The 21,640-nt window shown below is 53.7% G+C and carries 26 protein-coding genes; 9 read left to right on the top strand and 17 right to left on the bottom strand.

Features of this window, described 5'->3' with window-relative positions; translation table 11 throughout:
- Positions 1-137 precede the first annotated feature (137 nt).
- Together BLQ99_RS12180 and vapD are read left to right on the top strand one after the other, a co-directional pair.
- Positions 138-1,682: a capsule assembly Wzi family protein gene (locus BLQ99_RS12180; protein WP_093691364.1), complete on the top strand. Its 1,545-nt coding sequence runs from the start codon at positions 138-140 to the stop codon at positions 1,680-1,682.
- A 38-nt stretch (positions 1,683-1,720) separates the two neighbouring features.
- Positions 1,721-2,011, top strand: coding sequence for an endoribonuclease VapD (vapD, locus tag BLQ99_RS12175; RefSeq protein ID WP_281240892.1), 291 nt, complete (start codon positions 1,721-1,723; stop codon positions 2,009-2,011).
- A 38-nt stretch (positions 2,012-2,049) separates the two neighbouring features.
- Here the strand turns inward: vapD and galE are convergent, their stop codons facing one another.
- From galE to BLQ99_RS12125, 9 genes are all read right to left on the bottom strand, one after another.
- A complete protein-coding gene (galE, locus tag BLQ99_RS12170) occupies positions 2,050-3,045 on the bottom strand; it encodes a UDP-glucose 4-epimerase GalE (RefSeq protein WP_093691360.1) in 996 nt (331 codons plus the stop codon).
- Positions 3,045-3,980 carry a UTP--glucose-1-phosphate uridylyltransferase GalU gene (galU, locus tag BLQ99_RS12165; protein WP_093691358.1) on the bottom strand — a complete coding sequence of 312 codons (936 nt, stop codon included), beginning with the start codon at positions 3,978-3,980 and terminating at the stop codon, positions 3,045-3,047. Before galU ends, galE begins: the two co-directional genes overlap by 1 nt.
- A 164-nt stretch (positions 3,981-4,144) precedes the next feature.
- Positions 4,145-5,506: a phosphohexomutase domain-containing protein gene (locus tag BLQ99_RS12160; protein WP_093691356.1), complete on the bottom strand. Its 1,362-nt coding sequence runs from the start codon at positions 5,504-5,506 to the stop codon at positions 4,145-4,147.
- Between the two features lie 248 nt (positions 5,507-5,754).
- Entirely contained in the window at positions 5,755-7,137 is a 1,383-nt protein-coding gene (locus tag BLQ99_RS12155) for a mannose-1-phosphate guanylyltransferase/mannose-6-phosphate isomerase (RefSeq protein WP_093691354.1), read from the bottom strand.
- A 140-nt stretch (positions 7,138-7,277) separates the two neighbouring features.
- Positions 7,278-7,670 carry an HI0074 family nucleotidyltransferase substrate-binding subunit gene (locus BLQ99_RS12150; RefSeq protein WP_093691352.1) on the bottom strand — a complete coding sequence of 131 codons (393 nt, stop codon included), beginning with the start codon at positions 7,668-7,670 and terminating at the stop codon, positions 7,278-7,280.
- Entirely contained in the window at positions 7,658-7,966 is a 309-nt protein-coding gene (locus BLQ99_RS12145) for a nucleotidyltransferase family protein (protein ID WP_093691350.1), read from the bottom strand. Before BLQ99_RS12145 ends, BLQ99_RS12150 begins: the two co-directional genes overlap by 13 nt.
- 79 nt (positions 7,967-8,045) lie before the next feature.
- A complete protein-coding gene (locus tag BLQ99_RS12140; RefSeq protein ID WP_093691348.1) occupies positions 8,046-8,462 on the bottom strand; it encodes a type II toxin-antitoxin system VapC family toxin in 417 nt (138 codons plus the stop codon).
- Between the two features lie 377 nt (positions 8,463-8,839).
- Entirely contained in the window at positions 8,840-9,028 is a 189-nt protein-coding gene (locus BLQ99_RS12130; protein ID WP_245690467.1) for a nucleotidyltransferase domain-containing protein, read from the bottom strand.
- The gene (locus tag BLQ99_RS12125; protein WP_093691344.1) at positions 9,021-9,434 is read right to left on the bottom strand and encodes a nucleotidyltransferase substrate binding protein; all 414 of its coding nucleotides are present in this window, start codon (positions 9,432-9,434) and stop codon (positions 9,021-9,023) included. Before BLQ99_RS12125 ends, BLQ99_RS12130 begins: the two co-directional genes overlap by 8 nt.
- A gap of 207 nt (positions 9,435-9,641) precedes the next feature.
- On the opposite strand from BLQ99_RS12125, the gene BLQ99_RS12120 reads away from it, so the two are divergent.
- Positions 9,642-9,836 carry a DUF2281 domain-containing protein gene (locus BLQ99_RS12120; protein ID WP_093691342.1) on the top strand — a complete coding sequence of 65 codons (195 nt, stop codon included), beginning with the start codon at positions 9,642-9,644 and terminating at the stop codon, positions 9,834-9,836.
- The gene (locus BLQ99_RS12115; RefSeq protein WP_093691340.1) at positions 9,821-10,159 is read left to right on the top strand and encodes a type II toxin-antitoxin system PemK/MazF family toxin; all 339 of its coding nucleotides are present in this window, start codon (positions 9,821-9,823) and stop codon (positions 10,157-10,159) included. The genes BLQ99_RS12120 and BLQ99_RS12115 overlap by 16 nt, the downstream gene beginning before the upstream one ends.
- 253 nt (positions 10,160-10,412) lie before the next feature.
- On the opposite strand, the gene BLQ99_RS12105 is transcribed toward BLQ99_RS12115, so the two are convergent.
- The 3 genes from BLQ99_RS12105 to BLQ99_RS12095 are packed head-to-tail and all read right to left on the bottom strand — an operon-like array spanning position 10,413 to position 14,252.
- Entirely contained in the window at positions 10,413-11,750 is a 1,338-nt protein-coding gene (locus BLQ99_RS12105) for a J domain-containing protein (protein WP_093691338.1), read from the bottom strand.
- A gap of 2 nt (positions 11,751-11,752) precedes the next feature.
- Positions 11,753-13,612, bottom strand: coding sequence for an Hsp70 family protein (locus tag BLQ99_RS12100; protein WP_093691336.1), 1,860 nt, complete (start codon positions 13,610-13,612; stop codon positions 11,753-11,755).
- 4 nt (positions 13,613-13,616) lie between these two features.
- A complete protein-coding gene (locus tag BLQ99_RS12095; protein ID WP_171904674.1) occupies positions 13,617-14,252 on the bottom strand; it encodes a nucleotide exchange factor GrpE in 636 nt (211 codons plus the stop codon).
- Between the two features lie 179 nt (positions 14,253-14,431).
- Between BLQ99_RS12095 and BLQ99_RS12090 the strand changes: the two genes are divergently transcribed.
- The 3 genes from BLQ99_RS12090 to BLQ99_RS15445 are packed head-to-tail and all read left to right on the top strand — an operon-like array spanning position 14,432 to position 15,046.
- Complete coding sequence (locus BLQ99_RS12090) at positions 14,432-14,674, top strand: AbrB/MazE/SpoVT family DNA-binding domain-containing protein (RefSeq protein WP_093691332.1); 243 nt, start codon at positions 14,432-14,434, stop codon at positions 14,672-14,674.
- Positions 14,665-14,964, top strand: coding sequence for a type II toxin-antitoxin system VapC family toxin (locus tag BLQ99_RS12085; protein ID WP_093691330.1), 300 nt, complete (start codon positions 14,665-14,667; stop codon positions 14,962-14,964). Before BLQ99_RS12090 ends, BLQ99_RS12085 begins: the two co-directional genes overlap by 10 nt.
- Positions 14,954-15,046 carry a hypothetical protein gene (locus BLQ99_RS15445; RefSeq protein ID WP_093691402.1) on the top strand — a complete coding sequence of 31 codons (93 nt, stop codon included), beginning with the start codon at positions 14,954-14,956 and terminating at the stop codon, positions 15,044-15,046. Before BLQ99_RS12085 ends, BLQ99_RS15445 begins: the two co-directional genes overlap by 11 nt.
- 209 nt (positions 15,047-15,255) lie before the next feature.
- Here the strand turns inward: BLQ99_RS15445 and BLQ99_RS12075 are convergent, their stop codons facing one another.
- The 3 genes from BLQ99_RS12075 to BLQ99_RS12065 all read right to left on the bottom strand — a co-directional run bounded on the left by BLQ99_RS12075 (position 15,256) and on the right by BLQ99_RS12065 (position 19,365).
- Positions 15,256-16,083 (bottom strand): phosphoenolpyruvate hydrolase family protein, encoded by an 828-nt coding sequence (locus BLQ99_RS12075; RefSeq protein ID WP_093691328.1) that lies wholly within the window; start codon positions 16,081-16,083, stop codon positions 15,256-15,258.
- Positions 16,084-16,098: 15 nt separating this feature from the next.
- Positions 16,099-17,316 (bottom strand): Tm-1-like ATP-binding domain-containing protein, encoded by a 1,218-nt coding sequence (locus BLQ99_RS12070; protein ID WP_093691326.1) that lies wholly within the window; start codon positions 17,314-17,316, stop codon positions 16,099-16,101.
- 213 nt (positions 17,317-17,529) lie between these two features.
- On the bottom strand, positions 17,530-19,365 hold the full coding sequence (locus BLQ99_RS12065; protein WP_093691324.1) for a phosphoenolpyruvate hydrolase family protein: 1,836 nt from the start codon (positions 19,363-19,365) through the stop codon (positions 17,530-17,532).
- A gap of 171 nt (positions 19,366-19,536) precedes the next feature.
- Here BLQ99_RS12065 and BLQ99_RS12060 point away from each other — a divergent pair, with 171 nt between their 5' ends.
- On the top strand, positions 19,537-19,824 hold the full coding sequence (locus BLQ99_RS12060) for an AbrB/MazE/SpoVT family DNA-binding domain-containing protein (RefSeq protein ID WP_216093668.1): 288 nt from the start codon (positions 19,537-19,539) through the stop codon (positions 19,822-19,824).
- A complete protein-coding gene (locus BLQ99_RS12055) occupies positions 19,796-20,215 on the top strand; it encodes a type II toxin-antitoxin system VapC family toxin (RefSeq protein ID WP_093691322.1) in 420 nt (139 codons plus the stop codon). The genes BLQ99_RS12060 and BLQ99_RS12055 overlap by 29 nt, the downstream gene beginning before the upstream one ends.
- A 40-nt stretch (positions 20,216-20,255) precedes the next feature.
- Here BLQ99_RS12055 and BLQ99_RS12050 read toward each other — a convergent pair whose 3' ends face one another.
- Together BLQ99_RS12050 and BLQ99_RS14815 are read right to left on the bottom strand one after the other, a co-directional pair.
- On the bottom strand, positions 20,256-20,498 hold the full coding sequence (locus BLQ99_RS12050) for an AbrB/MazE/SpoVT family DNA-binding domain-containing protein (protein ID WP_093691320.1): 243 nt from the start codon (positions 20,496-20,498) through the stop codon (positions 20,256-20,258).
- Positions 20,499-20,677: 179 nt separating this feature from the next.
- A complete protein-coding gene (locus BLQ99_RS14815) occupies positions 20,678-21,058 on the bottom strand; it encodes a hypothetical protein (protein WP_143005905.1) in 381 nt (126 codons plus the stop codon).
- Positions 21,059-21,640 lie beyond the last annotated feature (582 nt).

The following is a 21,640-nucleotide window of genomic DNA, read 5'->3' as shown; positions in this document are numbered from 1 at the left end:
ATGCCTTTGCGGTAAGAATATGAAATATAAAGAGCATGCGGCAACGGATGAGTTGGGTAAGAGTAAGAGTTAGACAAGGAAAACGGGCCTAAGTGGCGAATAGGTGCAAATAGTAAATTTTGACAGGAGGACGGTTGATGCGACGAACATTGGCGAAATCTCTGATCTTGAGTCTATTATTAACTTTTGGCGCGAGCTTGTCAACATCCAGCCAGGCGGCCGACCTAGCGCCGAACATCCCGCTGGACAGCCCGATCTACGAATACGTGGACAAGCTGAGCGGCCTGGGCTACCTGACTGACCTCCCCCCCGGGGCCAAACCGTACACCCGGGCGCAGGCAGCCAAGTGGCTGCAGGAAATAGAGGCCAATATTGCCCGGGACGGTAGCACCCCGGCCTACGTACAGGCCATGACCGCCGCGCTGAAGCGGGAACTGGCGCCGGAATTGGCGGCGCCGTCCAGTGGCAAGGACGCTAATACCGGCCTGGCGCTGAAAGAGCTGTCGCTGGCCGCCGTTTATTATGACGGCGATAGCTTGCCCCAGCACCGGACGCAATCGACCTACCAGCCCCTTAATATCAATAACAACGGCTACCGCTACGGCCAGGACGTGAACGGGATAATGGCGCTTCGCCTCGAAGGCCGGCTGAGCGACCGCCTGGTCGCGAGCATCAGCCCACGGGTCAGCCTTGACAAAGACCATGATGGCGAGGCCGACCTCACGTCCGGCTACGTAAAGACCAAAGCCGGCATCTTCGAAATCCAGGTAGGCAAAGACCCCATGTGGTGGGGCCAGGGGCAGCGCGGCACGCTGGCGCTAAGTAGTAACGCCGAGGCCATCACGGGCGTAAAGATCGCCACCATGGAGCCGCGGCGGCTGGGCGGCATCTTCAAGCCGCTCGGCAGCGTGAGCTCGTCGCTATTTATCGGCCAAATGGAAGACGACCGCGGCGATATTGACAAGCCGGCGTTTGTCGCCATGCGCAAAGACTTTTTCCCGGACAAAGACTTCACCTTCGGCCTTGCCCGCACGTCCATCGTTGGCGGCGAGGGGCGCAGTCTGCACCGCGGCGATTATTGGGATTTTCTGACCGGCAAGAACGCCGATAAGGCCAGCGACGATAAGTGGAACTCCATCGCTGGCCTGGACTGGCGCTGGCGCGTGAACCGCTCAAGCGGCCTCCAGCTGTACGGCGAGCTGTACGGCGAAGATCAGGCGACCGGGATGGGCTTTATCCCCACGCCGTCCAAAGTGGCCGGGACCGTCGGGGTCTACCTCCCGCGCCTGACCAAAAGCGGCGACTGGGACGCGCTTTTGGAGTGGGCGCACACCAGTGACTGGTGGTACAGCCACTGGGTCTACACCGACGGCTACACCTATAAGGGCGACATCATCGGCGACGCCATGGGGCACAACGCTTCCCGCTACTACGCGCGCCTTGGACATTACACGGCTGACGGCAGCCGGCTGGCGCTTCATGCCGAGCGCGTGGTGCAAGATCTGGCCAGCGCCTCGCCGCAAAAGATAACCGCCGTGTGGCTGACTTGGCGCCGCGATGTCGGCAGTGCCGCCTATATGGAGGCCATGGCCGGGGTGGCGAACATTGCCAATAAAGACTATAGCCCTGGCAAGGACGATACGAATTATATCGCCGGACTCAAGCTGGTGAAGCGGTATTAGGGTTACGAAACCGCGAAGGACGCAAAGAAGGGGTGAGCATGATGTACGCCATTGCCTTTGACTTAAACATTGATGAACTGAAAAAGCACTATGGCGAGCCATACAACAAGGCGTATGATGAAATTCGCCAGGAATTGGAGAAGCTGGGCTTTGAGTGGACGCAGGGCAGCGTTTATATCTCGCAAAGCGAAAAGGATACGCTGACGAAAGTATATAAAGCAATCAATGTTTTAAGCCGGATTGACTGGTTTAAAAAATCGGTTAGAGACATTCGGGCTTTCAAAGTTGAAGACTGGAGCGACTTTACGGAAATTGTTAAAGGCGACTAACCGCTAAATAGTAAGCACCTCCTGCACGGAGGTGCTTACTATTTTTTATCAGCATATCCTTGCGGGTGACTCTTATGCCACCGCCAGGCCGTCGCGATGATCGTATCCAGGTCGCTAAGGACAGGCTGCCAGCCCAGCTCGCGGCGGATGCGTGCCGATGACGCCACCAGCACGGCCGGGTCGCCCGCGCGGCGCGGCGCCTGGCGCACCGGAAAGTCCACGCCGGTGATGGCCTTGGCCCGCTCGATCACCTGGCGGACGCTAAAGCCCGTCTCCGATCCCAGGTTGTAGATTTTTGACCCGCCGCCGGCCGCCAGATGTTCAATGGCCAGAACATGAGCCACGGCCAGGTCGGTGACATGGATATAGTCGCGGATGCAGGTGCCGTCCGGCGTTGGGTAGTCGGTGCCGTAAATGTCGACGGCCGGCCGTTGCCCCAGCGCCGTTTTTAGGATGAGGGGCACGAGATGGGTTTCCGGCGTGTGGTCCTCGCCGATAACGCCGCCCTCCAGCGCCCCGGCGGCGTTAAAATAGCGGAGCGACACGAACCGCAGGCCATACGCCATGGCGAAGTCGGCCAGCATGCCTTCGATGACCAGCTTGGTCCGGCCGTACACGTTGGTCGGCCGGGTCGGCATATCCTCCGTGATCGGCCACTCGGCCGGTTCGCCGTACACGGCGGCGGTCGAAGAAAAGACGATTTTATCTATGCCGCGCTCCCGCATGGCATCTAAAAGGGCGAGCGTGGCCACGACATTGTTATGATAATATTTCGCCGGCTGCTGCATGGACTCGCCCACTAAGCTATCCGCGGCAAAATGGACAACGCCTTCGATTTGGTGCTCGCGCAGCGTTTTGATTAGCAGGTCCCGGTCCCGCAGGTCGCCGACGATCAGCGGCACCTCGGCCGGCACCGCCGCACGGTGGCCTTTCGAAAGGTTATCAAACACCGTCACCGTATGGCCGGCCCGGACGAGTTCATGCACCGTATGGCTCCCGATATACCCGGCGCCGCCGGTTACTAACAGCTTCATTAGCTTTCTCCTTCTCCTTTGCCCGGCGCTTCGCTCGCCGCCGCTTCTTCGCTCGCAATGATCGGCCCAACCGTCTTGATGAGGTAGCGCAAAAATTTGTCTCTGAGGTCGGGCCGCTTGAGGGCAAACTCGACCGTCGCCTCCAGATACCCCTGCTTGTCGCCGATGTCGTAGCGGCGGCCGGCGAAGTTGAAGGCGTAGACAGGCTGCATTGCCGCCAAGCGGCGCAGGGCGTCGGTGAGCTGGATCTCGCCGCCGCGCCCCGGTTCGGTCTTTTCCAGGATGGCGAAAATCTCGGGTTCAATAATATAGCGGCCCAGCACGGCCAGCCGGGAGGGAGCTTCTTCCACTTTCGGCTTCTCCACCAGGTCAATGGCCCGCCAGAGGTTTTCTTTCACCGGGACCGGCTTGACGATGCCGTAACTTGACACGCGGCTGGCCGGCACTTCCTGCACGCCGACGATCGTGCCGGGGCAATCTTCGTAGACGTCTAAGAGCTGCTTGAGGCAGGGCACCGGCGCGTCGATTATGTCGTCGCCAAGAAGCACGGCAAACGGCTCCTGGCCCACGAACTGCTTGGCGCACAGTACGGCGTGCCCCAGCCCCTTGGCTTCTTTTTGCCGCACGTAATGGATGGTCACATTGGCCAGTTCTTCAATAAGGCCTAGGAGGTCGTATTTCCCCTGGGCTTTTAGCGTCATTTCCAGCTCGATCGCCCGGTCGAAATGGTCCTCGATGGCCCGCTTGTTGCGGCCGGTGATAATGAGGATTTCCTCAATGCCGGAGTCGATGGCTTCTTCAATTATATATTGGATCGCCGGCTTGTCGACGATGGGCAGCATTTCTTTCGGCTGCGCCTTGGTGGCCGGTAAAAACCGCGTCCCCAGCCCGGCGGCCGGGATGACGGCTTTTTTGATTCTTTGTTTTGGTTGCATAAATATCTCCTTTAATGAACCACGGAGGACACAGAGAAAAATTTTTTAAATTTAATTAAAAATCCAAAGTGCGATGTATATCGCACTCTCCGTGCGCTCCGCGGTTGAATAACAGTTTTCATGCTTTTGTGGTGCCAATTTATTGGCATGAATATCTCTATGGTTTAAAATTTAATTCCGTCAATAAACGCTAAGAGTTCCTGCGTCTTTTCCTCCAGCAGCCGCGTGTCGCACCTGGTCTCCACGTTTAGCCGGAGCAGCGGCTCGGTGTTGGACATACGCACGTTAAACCGCCAGTTCGCGTACTCCACGCTCAAGCCGTCGGTATGGTCGACGACCAGCGCGCCCGGCGCGTATTTTGCCTCGATGGCGCGCACCACCGCGGCTCCGTCGGCCACCTCCCGGTTGATTTCGCCGCTTACCGGGTAACACAACATGCGCTCGCGCATCAGTACCGACAGCGGCCGCCCTTCCCGGCACATGATCTCCAGCACCATCAGCCAGGGGATCATGCCGCTGTCGCAGTAGGCAAAGTCCTTGAAGTAGTGGTGGGCCGACATCTCGCCGCCGTAGACGGCGTCCTCGGCCCGCAGGCGCTCTTTCATGAAGGCGTGGCCGGTCTTGGTCATCACGGGGATGCCGCCGGCCGCGCGGACAAGCTCGATCGTGTTCCAGGTAAGGCGCGGGTCGTGGATAATTTTGGCTCCGGGATAGCGCTTAAGCATGGCCTGGGCCAAAAAGCCGACAAGATAATAGCCTTCGATGAACTCGCCTTTCTCGTCGAACAAAAAGCAGCGGTCAAAGTCGCCGTCCCAGGCGATGCCGACGTCCGCGCCCGCCTGCCGGACAACGTCGGCGGTGGCCGCCCGGTTTTCCACCAGCAAGGGGTTGGGGATGCCGTTGGGGAAGGTTCCGTCCGGCTCATGGTTGACTTTAATGAATTCAAACGGCAAATGCGGCTCAAGGGCGTCGATAATCGGCCCGGCGCAGCCGTTGCCGGCGTTGACCACCACTTTGAGGGGTTTGAGCGCGCTCCGGTCGATATATGTCAGGAGATGCTCCACATAGGCGGGCAAAATATCATGTGCCTCGACCTTGCCGCGCGTCGCCGCCGGCGCAAACTGTCCGGCGCTAACGCGCGCGGCGATGTCCTTGAGCCCGCTGTCACCGCTAATGGGACGGGCCCCCTCGCGCACCAGCTTCATGCCGTTGTAGTCCTGGGGATTGTGGCTGGCGGTGATCATGATGCCGCCGTCGAGCCCCAGATGCGCCGTAGCAAAATACACCATCTCGGTCCCGCAGACGCCAATGTCCACCACGTCGCAGCCGCTGTCGTTCAGCCCTTGCACCAGCGCGTCCCTGAGCGCCGGCCCGGACAGCCGCACGTCCCGGCCGACTACTACTTTTTTGGCGCCGAAAATATCCACATACGCCCGGCCGGTGCGGTACGCCAGCTCCTCGTTCAGCTCTTCCGGCACCCGCCCACGAATATCATATGCTTTAAACGCTGCTGTCGTGATTTCCATAACCACTACCTCCTTATTAATATTTTTAACCACAGAGCGCGCGGAGAACTGTATTTAAGGATACTTGCTTTAGCGCAATGAACATTGCGCCTCCGTGTCCTCCGCGAAAAACCTTAAACTTCAAAACATGGAATAAAGAACCGCGGAGGACACAGAGAAATATTTTTACTTTAATCTTTAGCGCGATGAATATCGCGCTCTCTGCGTTCTCCGTGGTTGAATAACGGTTTTCATCATTGCGGTTAAATTCAGGTTCTCCCGTAAATGTCCTCAAACCGGACAATATCGTCCTCTTCCAGGTATTTCCCGTTCTGCACCTCGATCAGCTCAAGCGGGATGCGGCCCGGGTTTTCCAGACGGTGCTTGGTCGACTGGGGTACAAACACACTCTCGTTCTCATGCACCATCTGCTCGGTATCGCCGATGGTCACTTTGGCCGTGCCGCTGATCACGATCCAGTGCTCGCTGCGGTGGTAGTGCATTTGCAGGCTGAGCCGCTGCCCGGGGTTGACGACAATCTTTTTCATCTTGTAGCCGGGCCCCTCACCGAGCACGGTGTAGCTGCCCCACGGCCGGTAGACGGTAGTATGTTCTTGCGCTTCGCGCCGGCCCCGGGCCTTGAGCTCGGCCACCAGGTCCTTCACCTTCTGGGACTCGCCCTTTTTAGCGACGAGAATAACGTCGTCGGTCTCGACGACCAGCACGTCCTCCAGGCCGATTCCGGCGATGAGCCGGCTGTGCCCCAAGAGGAGCGAACTCGAGCAGTCCAGCGCCAGGCAGTCGCCTTTCACGGCGTTGCCGTCGGCGTCCTTATCCAGCACTTCGTAAATGGCGTCCCACGAGCCGATGTCGTTCCAGTAGCCGGTAAAGGGGATGACGGCCACTTTCTTGGACTTTTCCGCCACCGCATAGTCGATGGAAATATCCGGCATGAGCGCGAAATCTGCCAGCACTTCGCCGAACGGCCGGGACGCCAGTTGATAAATGTCAGGTTGACAAGCCTTCAGCTCGTCCATTAGACAGCCAACGGTAAAGGCGAACATACCGGAATTCCAGTAGTAGTTGCCGGCGGCCAGATACTTTTCCGCCGTGGCTTTATCCGGTTTTTCCTTGAATGAATCCACCGCAAAGCCTGCGCCGAGCTTGGCCCCGGCCTGGATGTAGCCGTAGCCTGTTTCCGGTTTGTCCGGCTTTACGCCGAACGTCACGATGCGCCCGGCCGCCGCCAGCTCGGCCGCCTGCCGGACGCTCCGGCCAAAGACCTCAACCGGTCGGACAATGTGGTCGGACGGCGTGACGAAAAGCACCTCGCCCGGCTGCGCCCCCAGCTCGTCCAGGCAGTACCGCGCCGCCAGGGCAATCGCCGGTGCCGTGTTGCGCGCCGCCGGTTCCAAGACGACGTGGGCATCTGATGCGCCAGCGGCCGCCAGCTCGGCCTTGACATGGTGAACATAGTCTTTATTGGTCACGACTACGATGTCGGCCGGCCTGGCCACCGCCAAAAACCGCTTGACCGTAAGCGCCAGCAGCGACATGCCGCCGTCCAGTTTCAAAAACTGCTTGGGGAAACCGGCACGAGACAAAGGGAACAGACGGGTGCCGCCGCCGCCTGCCAAGATGATGACCTTCATGCCTGCATTCCTCCTTCTCGACTACTTTTATTACCAAAATTAGTATTTATAAACAAAAATTCGGGAAAAATTGCATTTTTCCCTTCAAGTTATGATCTTAAACACCTATTTTAATTGTTAGGATAAGTTTTTTGAATAAGTCAAGCCTGCCCCCGCAAGCGCGCAAGCCAATTCGCTAAAATATCGCGGTATGCCGGCAACCGGCTATATATAGCTGCCGCTAACGGCTCATTATAAGTATGAACTGTTAAATTGCGGTCATCAGTCATGGTTAGCGCTTCCTGGGCTTCTTTGGCAGTCAAAATACCTACTTCCCGACAATGCCGGATCACGCCTTTAGGTGATGCGGCGTCAATCCCTTCCTGCTCAAACAGGTAGTCCTTAGCCGCCTTCCACACAGCCTCAAACGTAAATTCAAACCGCTGAATTGCGGCATCGCGCTCAATCGGCGTCGCCTTGTCAATCGCCAACGTTTCATCAAATCTGGCTAACGCTTTTGCTGCCAGCTCAAGCCGCTCATTCAATCTTGCCACAGTATCCCCTCATCTCTCACTTTAGCCACAAGCTCTGGCGTAGCCGTCGTCAAGTCGACCAGGTCCACACGGTACGGCACTGGCGCTTCGTCCAGCATTTCGCGCGCATTGGCAAAAACGCTACGTGCCACGCAGCCATTGTGGTCGATCGCAATATCAATGTCCGATGATGGCCGTTCTTCGCCGCGTGCCCAAGAGCCAAATAAATAGATCCGCACCGGTTGGCCGGCAAAAGCATGGGTTACTATTTTTTTGACCATTAACAATAGCTGCTCTCTATTATCGACATTGCACATCTATAGCCAACCTCCCGCGGTTTTTTACTTCGAGCTGCCTCCCAGGGCCAGGGCAAAATAAGTCAATTTTTCAAATAAGTCAAGCCTGATCCCCTAATGGCTCAACTCTAGTAATATTAGCAATTCGATCGAAGTGCTTATCAAATGAATATATCTCAGCAATTCCTCGGTTTATCATTTGGCTGGCTGTAAACGCATCCGACCAATCGATACCTTTATCAACATAAATATCCAAGGCATCCAACGCAATGTTTTTATCTGAAAACTTCAGTCCTCGCAAGCTCAGTAATGTAGTAATCCAATCCCGAATCCGCTCTCTTGGTTGTTTATAATATCCCTCAAGTATCCATATTATATCGGCTAGGATAATATCAGGAAGAAAGACATCTTCATCTCCCGCTTCTACTTTTTCAAGTAATTTCTCAACCCGTTTCGCCTGATCCGGAACATCGTTGGTAAGGTACCTTAAGATAACATTGGCATCAATGATCTTCATTATAACGGGCCTCCATCACCTGTTTGCGAATGGCCTTAAAATCCTGTTCACCGTCCACCTTAACAACACCCTTCAAAGAAGCTATCCCTCCTTGACTAACCGGAACCAGTTTAACGCCGTCTTCAAGCTGGATAATACGAACATAGCTTGCTTTGTCAATTTTATATTTTCGCCTAATCTCGCTCTTGGTTGTTGACCTCCTATAAGCAATTATTGTTTTACTTTTATATTATTCCAGAATAATACTAAAAGTAAAGCAAAATCATCCCTCTCGACGCCATTCACTTGGTAACAGCAATATATGCCGACGTCGATGCATTTCAGTATCAAACAAAAATAAGTCAATTTTTAAAATAAGTCAAGCCTGTAGACCCCGTTCAAAGATTATTTTCCCAACCCGGTCGATATGTTCTTTCAGCGGCGATATCCACATCTGAGCCTGGCTTGTAGTTTCCCTTAGCCCGTGAGCCGAAAATGGCCGCTTTTTTTATCTCGGGAAATTCTTGGATTACCGACACGATATACGCCATATCCGAACGGGTCAAGCCAAAGCATTTATCAGCCATTATATAACCTCGCCAATTCATGGTAAAGCGCTTTTATAACCGGATAATATTTTGCGCGAATTAGGCCTTCAGCTTCTCTCGCCAAACCTTCATTATACGTATGGGCCATCAGCTTGCGCTTTTCAAGAGCATCAATCCAAGTGTGACCGTCGGCAATAAGCCCTGCCTGGAAAGCCGTTTGAAGCGCCTGCCGGGGACTTTTTACCACAAATCCCTGAGCTTCCAAATAATCTTTCGCCGTTTTCCAGGCAAGTTCAAAGGTATACTCAAAACACTGGATCAGGCCTTGTACTTCAAACTTGTTCAGTTCATCCTTTTCGACGAACTCGGTCAGCTGGGCGACCGCTTTGGCAAAATTCTGATACCGCTGCCTCCAACGGATATCGGCTGAATCGGTACGGTACATGCTTCAAGCCCTTCCTTCCGGAAAATACTCCTGGCCATATTATACCAAAAGACGGCATACCTATAGCCGTCTTTTTCATTTCATACCGCACATATGTCTTGCGTCAAAACGCCTGCGATTTTCGATTTTGGGGCGCAGTATGATATAATAATATTAATCAAAATATAACGGTATCTCCAAATTATTAAACGGTAGGAGTGACGGTAAATGCTGCATAAAGAAATTTTACTTAAGGAATTAGAAAATGTGTCTGAACCAATTCTAGCCGAAGTATTGGATTTTATCCGTTTCCTAAAGGCAAAAACTGCCCAAGAAAAGTTTTCTTCAGCCCTGTTAAGCGAGAGTGTTTTGGCAAAAGATTGGCTACGGCAAGAGGAAGATGACGCATGGGCCGATTTGTAAAAGGTGATGTAGTTGTCGTCCCCTTCCCCTTTTCCGATTTAACTCAGGCAAAACGTCGGCCTGCATTGGTAGTCGCTTCGCTTAAAGGTGATGATTTAATCCTATGTCAAATTACCAGTCAGAATGTTAGCGATGATTATGCCATAGCTTTTACCGATCAAGACATGCGCGATGGCAAACTTAACAGAAGCAGCAATATCAGGCCAAACCGTTTATTTACCGCTGATCATAATATTATTTTATATCGTATTGGCTCATTAACGCGTTCTAAAATGCGGGAAGTAGTCGAGCGAATTATCAACATTATAAAGTCTGAGAAATGAAATGAGCCAGGCCTTATCCTTTTCGACGAACTCGGTCAGCTGGGCGACCGCTTTGGCAAAATTCTGATACCGCTGCTTCCAACGGATATCGGCTGAATCGGTATGGTACATGTCAAGCCCTTCCTTCTGGAAAAATACTCCTGGCCATATTATACCAAAAGACGGCATATCTATAGCCGTCTTTTTCATTTCATACCGCACATATGTCTTGCGCAAAAATAAGTCAATTTTAAAAACAAGTCAAGCCAGACCCCTAAAGCCGCAGGCTGCGCCGTTCGTCGCGGTTTAAGCCGGCGGTTTTTTGTTTAAAGAGTTCTTGCCACCGCTCTTGATAGTAGCGGTATAAACATGGATACTTTTTCTTTAGATACACGATCCCGGCGGCGTAAAGTTCATTAAACATAGGCGTATCGGACAGATATTGTTCGCTCGCCATTGTTAATAGAGAATCCTTAAAATCTGTTAAAAGATCGAATTCTTCATGAAACCAGCGCATTGCGTCCAATATAACCGGCGAAAACAGCCGGTCGTCGCTGCTGGCCCGCTCGAATTCCTTGCCTATGCCGCTGAGAAGCTGCAGGCGCTGCGACAATTGCTTGAGTTCCGCATTGTTCTTGTCGGCAACCAGCGCCAAATCGACCAATCGCTTGGCAATAGCGAAGTCGGTGTTGTCATAAAAATCCTGGTATTCCTGCCGCAGGTAATCAACAATATAGCTCCGCGCCGTCGCGTCGCCAAACGACTTGATAAACTTGCGCGCGGCCCCTTCCGCCTTGGCCGCTTTCGCCGGTTGGTCAAGCGCCTCCGCTAGACTAAGCCAGGCGCTGTACAAGGCAATATCCTCCACCACCGGCTCCGTTAGTTCCCGGATTAATTGTTCAATATCGGCCAGCAGTTCTTGTTCCCGTCCCGCCAGCTCATACGCCTCCAATAGCGTATCCCAGGCCGCGGCCGCCGCCCGGGGATAGGTGGCAAGAAACCGCTTGGCTTCGGCCAGCGCTTCCGCCGTCCGATTGGTCTGCACCAGCATGGCAACTAGATCGCACCATAACTTGGGCAATTCGTCCGGACGGGCGCGGCGGCGCATATGGTAGAATTGTCCGTACGCTTCCTGGGGCCGGTCGGTCGCAAAATAGGCAAACGCCAAGGCCGAGCGGGCTTTGCGATTGTCCGGGTCAATGTCCACCGCCCGTTTGAGCAGATTAATGGTATTGCGGTTAATTGTCGGCTTACTGGTCGCCTCCCGCAGCAAATCCTCCACCGTTTCCCCGTATTGGCGCAGGATATCGTACTCTTTGCGCCGCTCCGGATCGCGTAAAACGTCATATGCTACACGAATTTTCTGAAACTCTTCCGGATGGGTTTCCGGCGGAAATTCTTTGGTTTTGGCAATGTAGGCGCGTTTGAGCGCCGGCATGTCGGCAGCGGCGTCAACGCCAAGCAGCGCGTAGTAGTCCTCGACCTCGCGGTTGGCTTTCTTACGGCGCCGGCGCGGCCGGCCTGCGGCCTTCGTCTTTGCCTGCCCGCTTTGTTCGGCCGGCTCGTCGGCACCGGCAAGTTCGTCAAAGAAAAGGCTTTCCTGCTTCGCCATTCCTATTCCTCCCGCAGTTTGAGGTCAATGAGCGCATCTATCGCCTCGTCAATCGCCTGCTGTAGCACCGCCGCATCATCGCCTTGACTGGCCTGCACCAGTTTTTGCTCCAGTTTCTTGAGTTTGCGCCGCGTCAGTTCGTCGCCGGTGCGGCCGAGCTCCTCCAGTTCGATAAGCATCAGCCCGATTTCGCTTTTCAACTGGTCGCACGTACGTACCGCGGGCTCGCCGTCATTTTCATCGTCGTCGCCATCCGTAGCGTCGAGATCGTCCAGCCAGTCCTCATCATCAAATTCGTCGTTCACGTCGTCCGCAGCCGCCGGTGCATTTTCATACAGCGCCCGCAGCTTGTCCAAACTCTGCTGAAACGCCTGCGCGGAATCCCGCTCCAAGGCATCATGCACGGTCAGGCTGGCTTCCTTATTGTTGGTCACGCATTTGGCCGTGACTTCCAAGATGCCGTTAAGGTTGTAGCGATAAGTCACGTCGATGGGCTGGCTCTCCTGCCAGTTGGGTGGAATTCCCTTCAGCCTGAACTTGCCAAGGCAATGGTTATGTTTAACCAGTTCATGCTCGCCCTGATAAATCTCAATCTCCGCTTCCGTCTGGCCCGGCGCGGCGGTGTAAAACCGGTGGGTCCGCGTCACCGGCACGGTCGTGTTGCGCGGAATGATCGCGTGAAATACGCCGCTTCGCATCTCGCCGCGGTACTCGCCAATAACGGCGACGCCTAGCGAGAACGGCGCGACATCGGTGACAACCATGCCGCTGTCGGCCAGTAGCCCTGCCTTGAGCCCGGCCTGCACGGCCGCCCCCAGCGCCACGGCTTCGTCCGGATGAATATCGCAGCGCGGCTCCTTTTTGAAAAATTCAGTAATCAATTCCCGCACCCTGGGGATACGGGTAGAACCGCCGACCAGCAGAACGTCGTGAATGTCGCCGGGAGCAAGGCCGGCATCGGCCAGTACCTGCCGCACACAGGCAATTGTTTCCGCCAGCAGATCGTCGATCAGGGCGACAAACTCGCGTTTGGTGATGGTTGTCGATAGCCCGACCGGCTGGTCGTTTTTCATTGTGACCAGCGGCAGGTGGATTTCGACTTTGTCGACGGTTGACAGCTCTTTTTTGATGCGCTCGGCCTGCTCTTTGAGCAGGCTTTTGGCGCGCAGGTCCTTCATGGGATCGACGCCGTGGGCTTTGCGGATTTTGTCGGCCAGCCAGCCGACCAGCCGCCAGTCAAAATCTTCCCCGCCCAAATGGTTGTTGCCGGCCGAGGCCTTCACCTCTAAAACGCCGCTCATCATTTCCACAATCGACACGTCAAACGTGCCGCCGCCCAGGTCATACACGAGGATGTGCTTATCTTCCTCCAGCCGCTCCAGGCCAAATGCCATGGCCGCCGCCGTCGGCTCATTAATAATCCGCTCGACGATAAAGCCGGCCAGTTCACCGGCCTGCTTTGTCGCCCGACGCTGCTCGTCGGTAAAATAAGCCGGCACGGTGATGACCGCCTCTTTTTCGCCGGGGCCGAATTTAGCATCGACATAACTTTTGAGTTCGCGTAAGATCATCGCCGAAATTTCCTGGGGCAAAAACGCCTGGCCCGCCATCATGACCGGCTCGGTCGAACCCATTTTGCGCTTGACGGCGGCGACGACCCGGTCAGGCATGGCGATCTGCGCCGCCCGGGCCGTTTCGCCAACATGCACCTTGCCATCCAGGCCGATCATTACTACCGAGGGGATGATGCGCTGCCCATGCGGCGATGGGATAATCTCCGGTTTGCCGTTATTGATATAGGCGACCGCCGAGTTGGTTGTACCAAGATCAATGCCCACAATCGGGCGCGCCTGATTGGTCATGTGCTCATTCCCCCTCCTGATAGGTAATTACTTCCGCCTTGCGCACCACTCGGCCGGCGCCGTCCCGAAAACCGCGCCTGACCACCTCGGCCACTTCATATGGCACGGTGCCTTGTGTTGGCTGCCGGCGGCGAATGCTGCCGACCGCGTTCGCCACCGCAGGGTCGAATGTTTGGCCGGTAACGTTTAGTTCATAAAGGCCGACCGCCTCCAGCGCGGCCACCAGCCGCTCGGCCCAGGTCGTCAGCAGCTCACGCCAGGCAGCGCCTGTCTCGCCGTTTAGTCCGGCGCAGGCCCGATCCAATTCGTCAAGTTGCTGCAATAATATATCAACTAAGTATTGCCGCTGCCAAGCAAGCGACTGTAATGTTTCCTCCCGCACCACGGTTTCGGCCTGGGCGGCCGCCAGTGCCGCCAGGCGCTGGTCCACATCGGCCAGCCTGCCGGTTATTTCCTGGCTTGACTTATATTGCAGCCGGGCCAGTTTGGCCAGCTGATCGCTTATTTCCTGCCACTCGTCCGCGTCGGCCGCCAGCCGCTCGCTCAAGTTGGCCAAGCCGTCCTGGATCGCTGTCAGCTGCGCCGCCAGCTGCTCGTGCCGCGCATCGTCTTTATCCTTACGCCAAAAGAGTAGATTCATTGAAACCTTCCTTTCGTTTCTTCCCTTAATTATAGCAAAAAACGGCACGATTCGCGCCGTTTTTTGGTCCAAGTTTATTGTACAAAACAAGTTAATATATATCTTTGTTATATTGAAACACAATCTGATAAACATTAAAATGGTATTACCAAAAACTAATTTGTCAGAAGGTGAATTATATGTCCTACGAAACCAAGATTGGTAAAAAATTTCAAGTGGTAATTCCCCAAGCAATTCGCCAGAAGAAAAATCTCAAAGAAGGCGACGCCATAATCTGGGACATTAACGAAGCAACCGGTCAAATAACAATTATGGTCAAACCCCAAAACTTCGCCCAACATATCCGGGGATTAGGCAAAGAAATTTGGCGTCAAGTCGATAACGACAACTATCTCGAAGGTGAACGCAACTCATGGCAGTAGCTATCGCCCGCCGCTTAGACCGCATCAGTACCATAGCGCTTGACACCAATTGTTTCATTTATTTTTTTGAAGACAATCAATATGCCGATATATTGCAAGTCATCTTTGACAAAATACAGTCCGGACAATTGCGAGGGTTTGCATCCGCGTTGACGCTTACCGAAGTGCTAACCCTGCCGAAAGGCTTGAAAAACTATGAACTAGAAAACGCCTATTGTCTTTTGCTAAAAAAATTTCCCCAATCTCACTTTAGTAGATGTCAATCTTGCCGTCGCCGACCTGGCCGCTGATCTCCGCGCCGGCTATGGCTTGCGCACTCCCGACGCCATTCACTTGGCAATAGCAATATATGCCGGCGCCGATGCATTTTAAACTAATGATAAGCGTTTAACACAAGTTAAGGAAATACCGGTCTGTCTATTAGCAGATTAAACCAAGTATGTATTTTACGCAAAAATAAGTCAATTTTTGAAAATAAGTCGAGCCTGACCGTGTTTAATGTTTAACTACCCATATTATATCAAAAGACGGCGCTGCTCGCGCCGTCTTTTTTATAACGCATATTTTGCCTGAAAATTAAGTTAAAGCTTGATTTCTTTAAACGCCCTTACCTGAGCGGCAATCGCCTTTTCGGTCGGTAGGCGTTCCATGCTCGAGGCGCCGTAAAAACCGATAACGCCTTTGGTTCTGGCTAAAACGTACGCGGCATCTTCCGGTTCGGCGATCGGCCCGCCGTGGCACATGACCAAAACGCCGGGGTTGACTTCTTTGGCGGCGTCATGAATGGACTGGATCTTCTCGACGCACTCATCAAGCGTCAGGGCGGTGTGGGCGCCAATGCTGCCCTTGGTTGTAAGCCCCATGTGGGCAACGAGAATGTCGGCGCCGGCCGCCGTCATTTTTCTGGCATCGTCTTCAGAGAACACGTATGGCGTGGTAAGCAGGTCCAAAGCGTGCGCTTTGGCGATCATTTCCACCTCAAGGTCATAGCCCATCCCGGTTTCCTCAAGATTTTGCCGGAACTTGCCGTCACAGAGCCCAACCGTCGGAAAGTTCTGCACACCGGAAAAGCCCATTTCTTTTAGTTGTTTCAAAAAGACATCCATCAGCCGGAACGGGTCGGTGCCGCAAACCCCGGCCAGAACCGGCGTATTTTTCACCACCGGCAACACCTCGCTGGCCATTTCCACGACAATGGCGTTGGCGTCCCCGTAGGGCATGAGCCCGGCCAGTGAGCCCCGGCCGGCCATGCGGTACCGACCCGAGTTATAGATGACGATGAGGTCGACGCCGCCGGCCTCGGCGCTTTTTGCCGAGATACCGGTACCGGCGCCCGCGCCGATCACCGGCTGCCCCTTGGCGACTTGTTCCTTGATCCGCCTGAGAATTTCTTCACGCTTAATTGCCATGTTCCTTCCCCCTATCTATTTATTGGCCTCTAACATGCTGAGCATTTTCTGCGCCATGGCCAAGGCAAAACTTTCATCGTTTATGTGGGTGTCAAGTTCAATAAGTTCTACCTTGCCGCGGTCGATGTTTTCCCGCAGTTTGGCAAACAAGGCGGCGTCTTCCTCCGGCCCGTAGAAGGGCTTGCCTTCCACGTCGAGCAGCGAGACCCCTTTCAGCGGCAAAAACAGCGCCGTAGGGCCGGTCGTCTGGTTTAATTTTTCGGCGATAATTTCGCCCAGCCTGGCACACTCCTCGACGGTAGTCCGCATTAAGGTGACGGTGGGATTGTGCTGATAAAATTTGCGGTGTTTAAACTTGGCGGGCACTGTGTCGCGCGGCCCGAAATTTACCATATCCAGCGCCCCGACGGATACGACCTGCGGAATACCGGCTTTACCGGCGGCCTCCAACCGCTCCGGCCCGGCATTCAATATCCCCCCGACCAGCTCGTCGGCCCACTCGGTGGTGGTAATATCGAGCACGCCTTTTATATAGCCGTCCTTGATCAGCCCTTCCATGGCCCGGCCGCCCGTGCCGGTAGCGTGGAAAACGAGCACCTCGTAGCCACGCGCCTCGAAAAATTCCCTGACTTTGGTAACGCACGGCGTAGTGACGCCAAACATCGTGGCGCCAAGCAAAGGTTTTTCCTTCGCCGGCGGCACCACGCCCTTGGCCATGCCGGCTACGGCGAAGGCGGCGTTGGCCAAAATCTGGCGAGACAAGCTGTTGATACCGGAAATATCGACCACCGAGTGCATCATCGTAATATCTTTAAAACCGACATAAGGACGGGTATCGCCGGATGCCACCGTGGACACCATCACTTTGGGCACCCCGACCGGCAGCGCCTGCATGGCCGCCGTCCCAATCGTCGTGCCGGCCGTACCACCCAGGCTGATTATCCCGGCAACTTTGCCTTGCCGGTAAAGGCCGGTCACGACGTTGACCGCGCCTTTCATCATGACGTCGATGGCCAACCCGCGATCATCTCGGGCGATCAGCTCGGACAGCTCCATGCCACCGGCTCGGGCTACTTCGGCGCTTGAAATGTCGGGCGTAAATACGGGTGCGCCCTTGATCCCGGCGTTGATAACCAACGTCTTTACCCCGGTGCTTTCGATGATGTCCTTGAGGTACTTGAATTCATGGCCTTTCGTGTCAAGGGTCCCCAGAATGAGTACGCTCTTGTCCATTGTCCCCCTCCCTATCACGCTATTGTTTACACGGTATAATCATTGCAACTTCCATGCCAAGCCGTTTCGCCAGTAAATATGTGCAAGCCATTGGGAACCAAATTCCCAATAACTTGCCCACCGATGTGTTAATTTAGCAAAAATTCGCAAATATGCCAATGGCCAAAAAATAGCCAACGAGAACAATCTTTCCCATTATTGGGAAATGATTTCTCATTGGCCGCTCCTACCGTCTTCCAGCCCATATTTTTTTATTTTATTGTACAGCGTCCGCCGGGTAATCCCCAGATATGCCGCTGCTTTTCCCCGATGCCAGGCGAATTTGGCCAGGGCTTCGGCAATGAGCTGCTGCTCGAGCATGGCCGAATTTTGCCTGGCGTTGGCGATGATTTTGCTGCGCGGCGTGGCGTCGACCGCGTCGGCAAGGTGCAGATGGGCCGGCAAATCCTGGATATCGATATAATCGTGGTCGCATAAAACCGCGGCGCTCTCTAAGGTATGCTCAAGTTCCCGTACATTGCCGGGCCAATCGTAAGCCAATAGCGCGTCCAGCGCCCGGGGCGTGAGCCGGCGGATATCGCGCTTGAATTTCTCGCGGATTTTGCCCAGAAAGAAGTTTACCAACAAAGGAATATCTTCTTTATGGCTACGCAGCGGCGGGGTCCTGATGGTAACGACATTCAGGCGGTAGTATAGGTCTTCCCGAAATCTGCCCTGCGCCACGGCATTATGCAGATCCATATTGGTGGCGCAGATAATCCGAACATCGACCTTAATGGTTTTGCTGCCGCCGACCCGTTGAAACTCCTGTTGTTGGATCGCCCGCAACAGTTTGGCCTGAACACTAAGGCTCATCTCGCCAATTTCGTCGAGGAAGAGCGTTCCTTTATGGGCCATCTCGAACAAGCCCAGTCTTTGCCGAGTGGCACCGGTAAAGGCGCCTTTTTCGTGCCCGAACAGCTCGCTTTCGAGCAATGTTTCGGGGATGGCCGCGCAGTTCACTTTGATAAACGGTTGATTGAAACGGGGACTGTTGGAGTGAATCGCCTTCACGACCAGTTCCTTGCCGGTACCGCTCTCGCCGCACACCAACACGTTGATATCCTTGTCCGCCACTTTGCTGACGATCTCAAACATTTGCTGCATGATCCGGCTTTGCCCGACAATGTCGTCGTAATTCTTCTTCTTGCGCAGTTCGCGCCGTAGCGACTCGTTTTCTTTTTGCAAAGTGGCAATGCTCTTGAACTGGCCGGTTATTTCCTCGATTTTGGTTTCCGCCGGTATCCTTTCAAAAGCCGAACCGCCAATGTAGCCGACCGCGCCGGTATTGGCATAGAAAAAGTCGGCTTCCTGCGGCGTTATTATCGGGCCGCCGTATACCATTTTGATCGCGCGGCTGTTTTCGGCATCAACCGCCGCGAAGATCTCGCCTGCGAGCTTTAGCCCGTCCTCTAGCGGCAGCGCACTTTTTATCCCGGTCCGGCCGCCGGCCGTAAAACCCAGGTGAGCGCATACGATATCTACGCCCGCGCGGGCCATTTTTTGCGCCTGCAGCGGGTCAAATACAAACGCGACCGTAAATAACCCGGCGTCGACGGCTCGAGCCATGAACGCGACTTCCCGGTCAAATCCCAAACCCTCCGCCTCAAGGGCGCTGCGGAGTACGCCATCGATCAGCCCGACGGTCGGAAAGTTATTTACGCCGTGGAAACCGTTTTTAATTATGCTCGCTATTAGACTGTCATGGTCGGTCGTAGGATCGGTGGCGCAGACACCAAAAACCACGGGCGTGTTTTTGACCCGCGGCAGGATTTCTTTGCAGCCGACGTCAAAGACAAGTTCATTGCTGTTGGCAAATGGCATCAGGGCGGCCAGCGAGCTTACCCCCGCCGCCCGGAAACGGCCGGCGTTGAGTACCAATAAAAAGTCCGCGCCACCGGCGGCCGCCTGTTGGGCGGAAAAGCCCGAACCAACGGCCACGCCGATAATGGGGCGGTGCAAGGTAATGTTTTCCCGCAGTTTCTTTATGATTTCCGCCCGCGTAAACACCCGCGAAAACCTCCCGTTCAGCTACTTCAACCATATTATATCAAAAGACGGCCCATACTTTTCGCCCACACTTTTCGCCAAAATAAGTCAATTTTTCAAATAAGTCAAGCCTGACCCCTTGCCTTGACGGCATTTTTTCATTACTTTATAATAATATGTAAGGAATTATGGATGGAGGTAAGCAAAATGGTGCCGGTAGAGTATGATGCATGGGCTACTGTTACCGAAAAAGGACAAGTCACTATCCCCAAGCCAGTCCGCGACTATTTAGGTGTACCCAATGGCGGCAAAGTCCGCTTTCGGGTAAGATATGACGGTGTCGTTGTTGTTGAAAGGCCAACGACTGCCGCCCAAGTGATCGGACGGCTGCAAAAATACGCAAATACAGAAAAGATCGTTAATGCTTACGAACTGAGGGAGAACATGGAAAGTGACCGGCGTAAAGAACTTGGTTATTGATGCCAATATCATCCTGCGGGCGGTTTTAAATGATGTCCCGGACCAGGCTAGTAAGGTCTTTAACCTCCTGCAAAGAGCCGAAGCCGGTGAGATAGTCCTTTTGGTGCCTGTGCCTGTGATTTCCGATGTTATCTATGTATTATCCGGAATGAAAGTTCCTAAGGAAGAAATAGTTGCTACCGTCAGAGACTGGTTTAACCTGCCCGGCGTACTCCCTCTCGGCATCGAAGCCAGCGTAGTCCACACTTCCTTAGACCTGTTTTGGGGAAAGAACATTAAATGGTCAGATGCCCTGATCGCTGCCAGGATGTTGGAATGGGGCTACACAACCATATGCACTTTTGACCACCACTTCACCCGGATACCCGGGATTACCCGCGTTACTCCGTAGCCGGCCAATTACAGCAAAATAAGTCAATTTAAAAAACAAGTCAAGCCTGACCCTCTAGTTTGACCTCCATCACCTGTTTGCGAATGGCCTCAAAATCCTGTTCACCGTCCACCTTAACAACACCTTTCAAAGAAGCTATCCCTCCTTGACTAACCGGAACCAGTTTAACGCCGTCTTCAAGCTGGATAATACGAACATAGCTTGCTTTGCCAATGTTATATTTTCGCCTAATCTCGCTAGGCAAGGTAAGCTGACCCTTTCCCGATATTTTAGCAAGAAACATAACAGCCACCTCCTATAAGCAATTATTGTTTTACTTTTATATTATTCCAGAATAATACTAAAAGTAAAGCAAAATCAGTAATGGTTTGGTAACAGCAATATATGCCGACGTCAATGTATTTGAGTGTCAAACAAAAATAAGTCAATTTTTAAGATAAGTCAAGCCTGGACCCCTAAAGCCTAAAGCCGCAGGCTGCGCCGTTCGTCGCGGTTTAAGCCGGCGGTTTTTTGTTTAAAGAGTTCTTGCCACCGCTCTTGATAGTAGCGGTATAAACATGGATACTTTTTCTTTAGATACACGATCCCGGCGGCGTAAAGTTCATTAAACATAGGCGTATCGGACAGATATTGTTCGCTCGCCATCGTTAATAGAGAATCCTTAAAATCTGTTAAAAGATCGAATTCTTCATGAAACCAGCGCATCGCGTCCAATATAACCAGCGGAAACAGCCGGTCGTCCCTGCTGGCCCGCTCGAATTCCTTGCCTATGCCGCTCAGAAGCTGCAGGCGCTGCGACAACTGCTTGAGTTCCGCATTGTTCTTGTCGGCAACCAGCGCCAAATCGACCAATCGCTTGGCAATAGTGAAATCGGTGTTGGCATAAAAATCCTGGTATTCCTGCCGCAGGTAATCAACAATATAGCTCCGCGCCGCCGCGTCGCAAAACGACTTGATAAACTTGCGCGCGGCCCCTTCCGCCTTGGCGGCTTTCGCCGGTTGGTCAAGCGCTTGGGCAATTCGTCCGGACGAGCGCGGCGGCGCATATGGTAGAATTGTCCATCAATTAACGCGACGAATTCACGCCTGGTTATTGTTGTTGACAGCCCGACCGGCCGGTCGTCTTTCATCGTTACCAGTGGCAGGTGTATTTGCTAACATAATAATTGACCACTTTAGCGAAAAACGCTAGAGAAAAAGTTGACCACCTTGACCATCAAACCTGCTATGCTAGAAGTTGGCAAACTTTTTAGCAGAAGGCAGGAGAAAGAGATGATCAAAGTGGACACATATAAGTATATCAAAGATCTGCACATAAGAGAACGAAAATCAATTCGTCAGATATCCCGCGAAGTCGGTTTATCCCGTCAAACGATACGGAAAATCCTGTATCAGTCGCTTGAAGATGTCACAACCTACAAGCGT

The organism is Sporolituus thermophilus DSM 23256 (assembly GCF_900102435.1).
In the GTDB taxonomy this organism is placed as follows: Bacteria; Bacillota; Negativicutes; order Sporomusales; family Thermosinaceae; genus Thermosinus; species Thermosinus thermophilus.
Note: the sequence above shows the minus strand (reverse complement) of the source record. Positions and strands in the feature narration are given on the sequence as shown.

Bases quoted from the DNA above. Each gene is read 5' to 3' on its own strand.
- BLQ99_RS12180 (WP_093691364.1), top strand. From the start codon at position 138: ATGCGACGAACATTGGCGAAATCTCTGATCTTGAGTCTATTATTAACT.
- vapD (WP_281240892.1), top strand. From the start codon at position 1,721: ATGATGTACGCCATTGCCTTTGACTTAAACATTGATGAACTGAAAAAG.
- galE (WP_093691360.1), bottom strand. From the start codon at position 3,045: ATGAAGCTGTTAGTAACCGGCGGCGCCGGGTATATCGGGAGCCATACG.
- galU (WP_093691358.1), bottom strand. From the start codon at position 3,980: ATGCAACCAAAACAAAGAATCAAAAAAGCCGTCATCCCGGCCGCCGGG.
- BLQ99_RS12160 (WP_093691356.1), bottom strand. From the start codon at position 5,506: ATGGAAATCACGACAGCAGCGTTTAAAGCATATGATATTCGTGGGCGG.
- BLQ99_RS12155 (WP_093691354.1), bottom strand. From the start codon at position 7,137: ATGAAGGTCATCATCTTGGCAGGCGGCGGCGGCACCCGTCTGTTCCCT.
- BLQ99_RS12145 (WP_093691350.1), bottom strand. From the start codon at position 7,966: ATGTGCAATGTCGATAATAGAGAGCAGCTATTGTTAATGGTCAAAAAA.
- BLQ99_RS12140 (WP_093691348.1), bottom strand. From the start codon at position 8,462: ATGAAGATCATTGATGCCAATGTTATCTTAAGGTACCTTACCAACGAT.
- BLQ99_RS12130 (WP_245690467.1), bottom strand. From the start codon at position 9,028: ATGGCTGATAAATGCTTTGGCTTGACCCGTTCGGATATGGCGTATATC.
- BLQ99_RS12125 (WP_093691344.1), bottom strand. From the start codon at position 9,434: ATGTACCGTACCGATTCAGCCGATATCCGTTGGAGGCAGCGGTATCAG.
- BLQ99_RS12120 (WP_093691342.1), top strand. From the start codon at position 9,642: ATGCTGCATAAAGAAATTTTACTTAAGGAATTAGAAAATGTGTCTGAA.
- BLQ99_RS12115 (WP_093691340.1), top strand. From the start codon at position 9,821: ATGGGCCGATTTGTAAAAGGTGATGTAGTTGTCGTCCCCTTCCCCTTT.
- BLQ99_RS12105 (WP_093691338.1), bottom strand. From the start codon at position 11,750: ATGGCGAAGCAGGAAAGCCTTTTCTTTGACGAACTTGCCGGTGCCGAC.
- BLQ99_RS12100 (WP_093691336.1), bottom strand. From the start codon at position 13,612: ATGACCAATCAGGCGCGCCCGATTGTGGGCATTGATCTTGGTACAACC.
- BLQ99_RS12095 (WP_171904674.1), bottom strand. From the start codon at position 14,252: ATGAATCTACTCTTTTGGCGTAAGGATAAAGACGATGCGCGGCACGAG.
- BLQ99_RS12090 (WP_093691332.1), top strand. From the start codon at position 14,432: ATGTCCTACGAAACCAAGATTGGTAAAAAATTTCAAGTGGTAATTCCC.
- BLQ99_RS12085 (WP_093691330.1), top strand. From the start codon at position 14,665: ATGGCAGTAGCTATCGCCCGCCGCTTAGACCGCATCAGTACCATAGCG.
- BLQ99_RS12075 (WP_093691328.1), bottom strand. From the start codon at position 16,083: ATGGCAATTAAGCGTGAAGAAATTCTCAGGCGGATCAAGGAACAAGTC.
- BLQ99_RS12070 (WP_093691326.1), bottom strand. From the start codon at position 17,316: ATGGACAAGAGCGTACTCATTCTGGGGACCCTTGACACGAAAGGCCAT.
- BLQ99_RS12060 (WP_216093668.1), top strand. From the start codon at position 19,537: ATGGAGGTAAGCAAAATGGTGCCGGTAGAGTATGATGCATGGGCTACT.
- BLQ99_RS12050 (WP_093691320.1), bottom strand. From the start codon at position 20,498: ATGTTTCTTGCTAAAATATCGGGAAAGGGTCAGCTTACCTTGCCTAGC.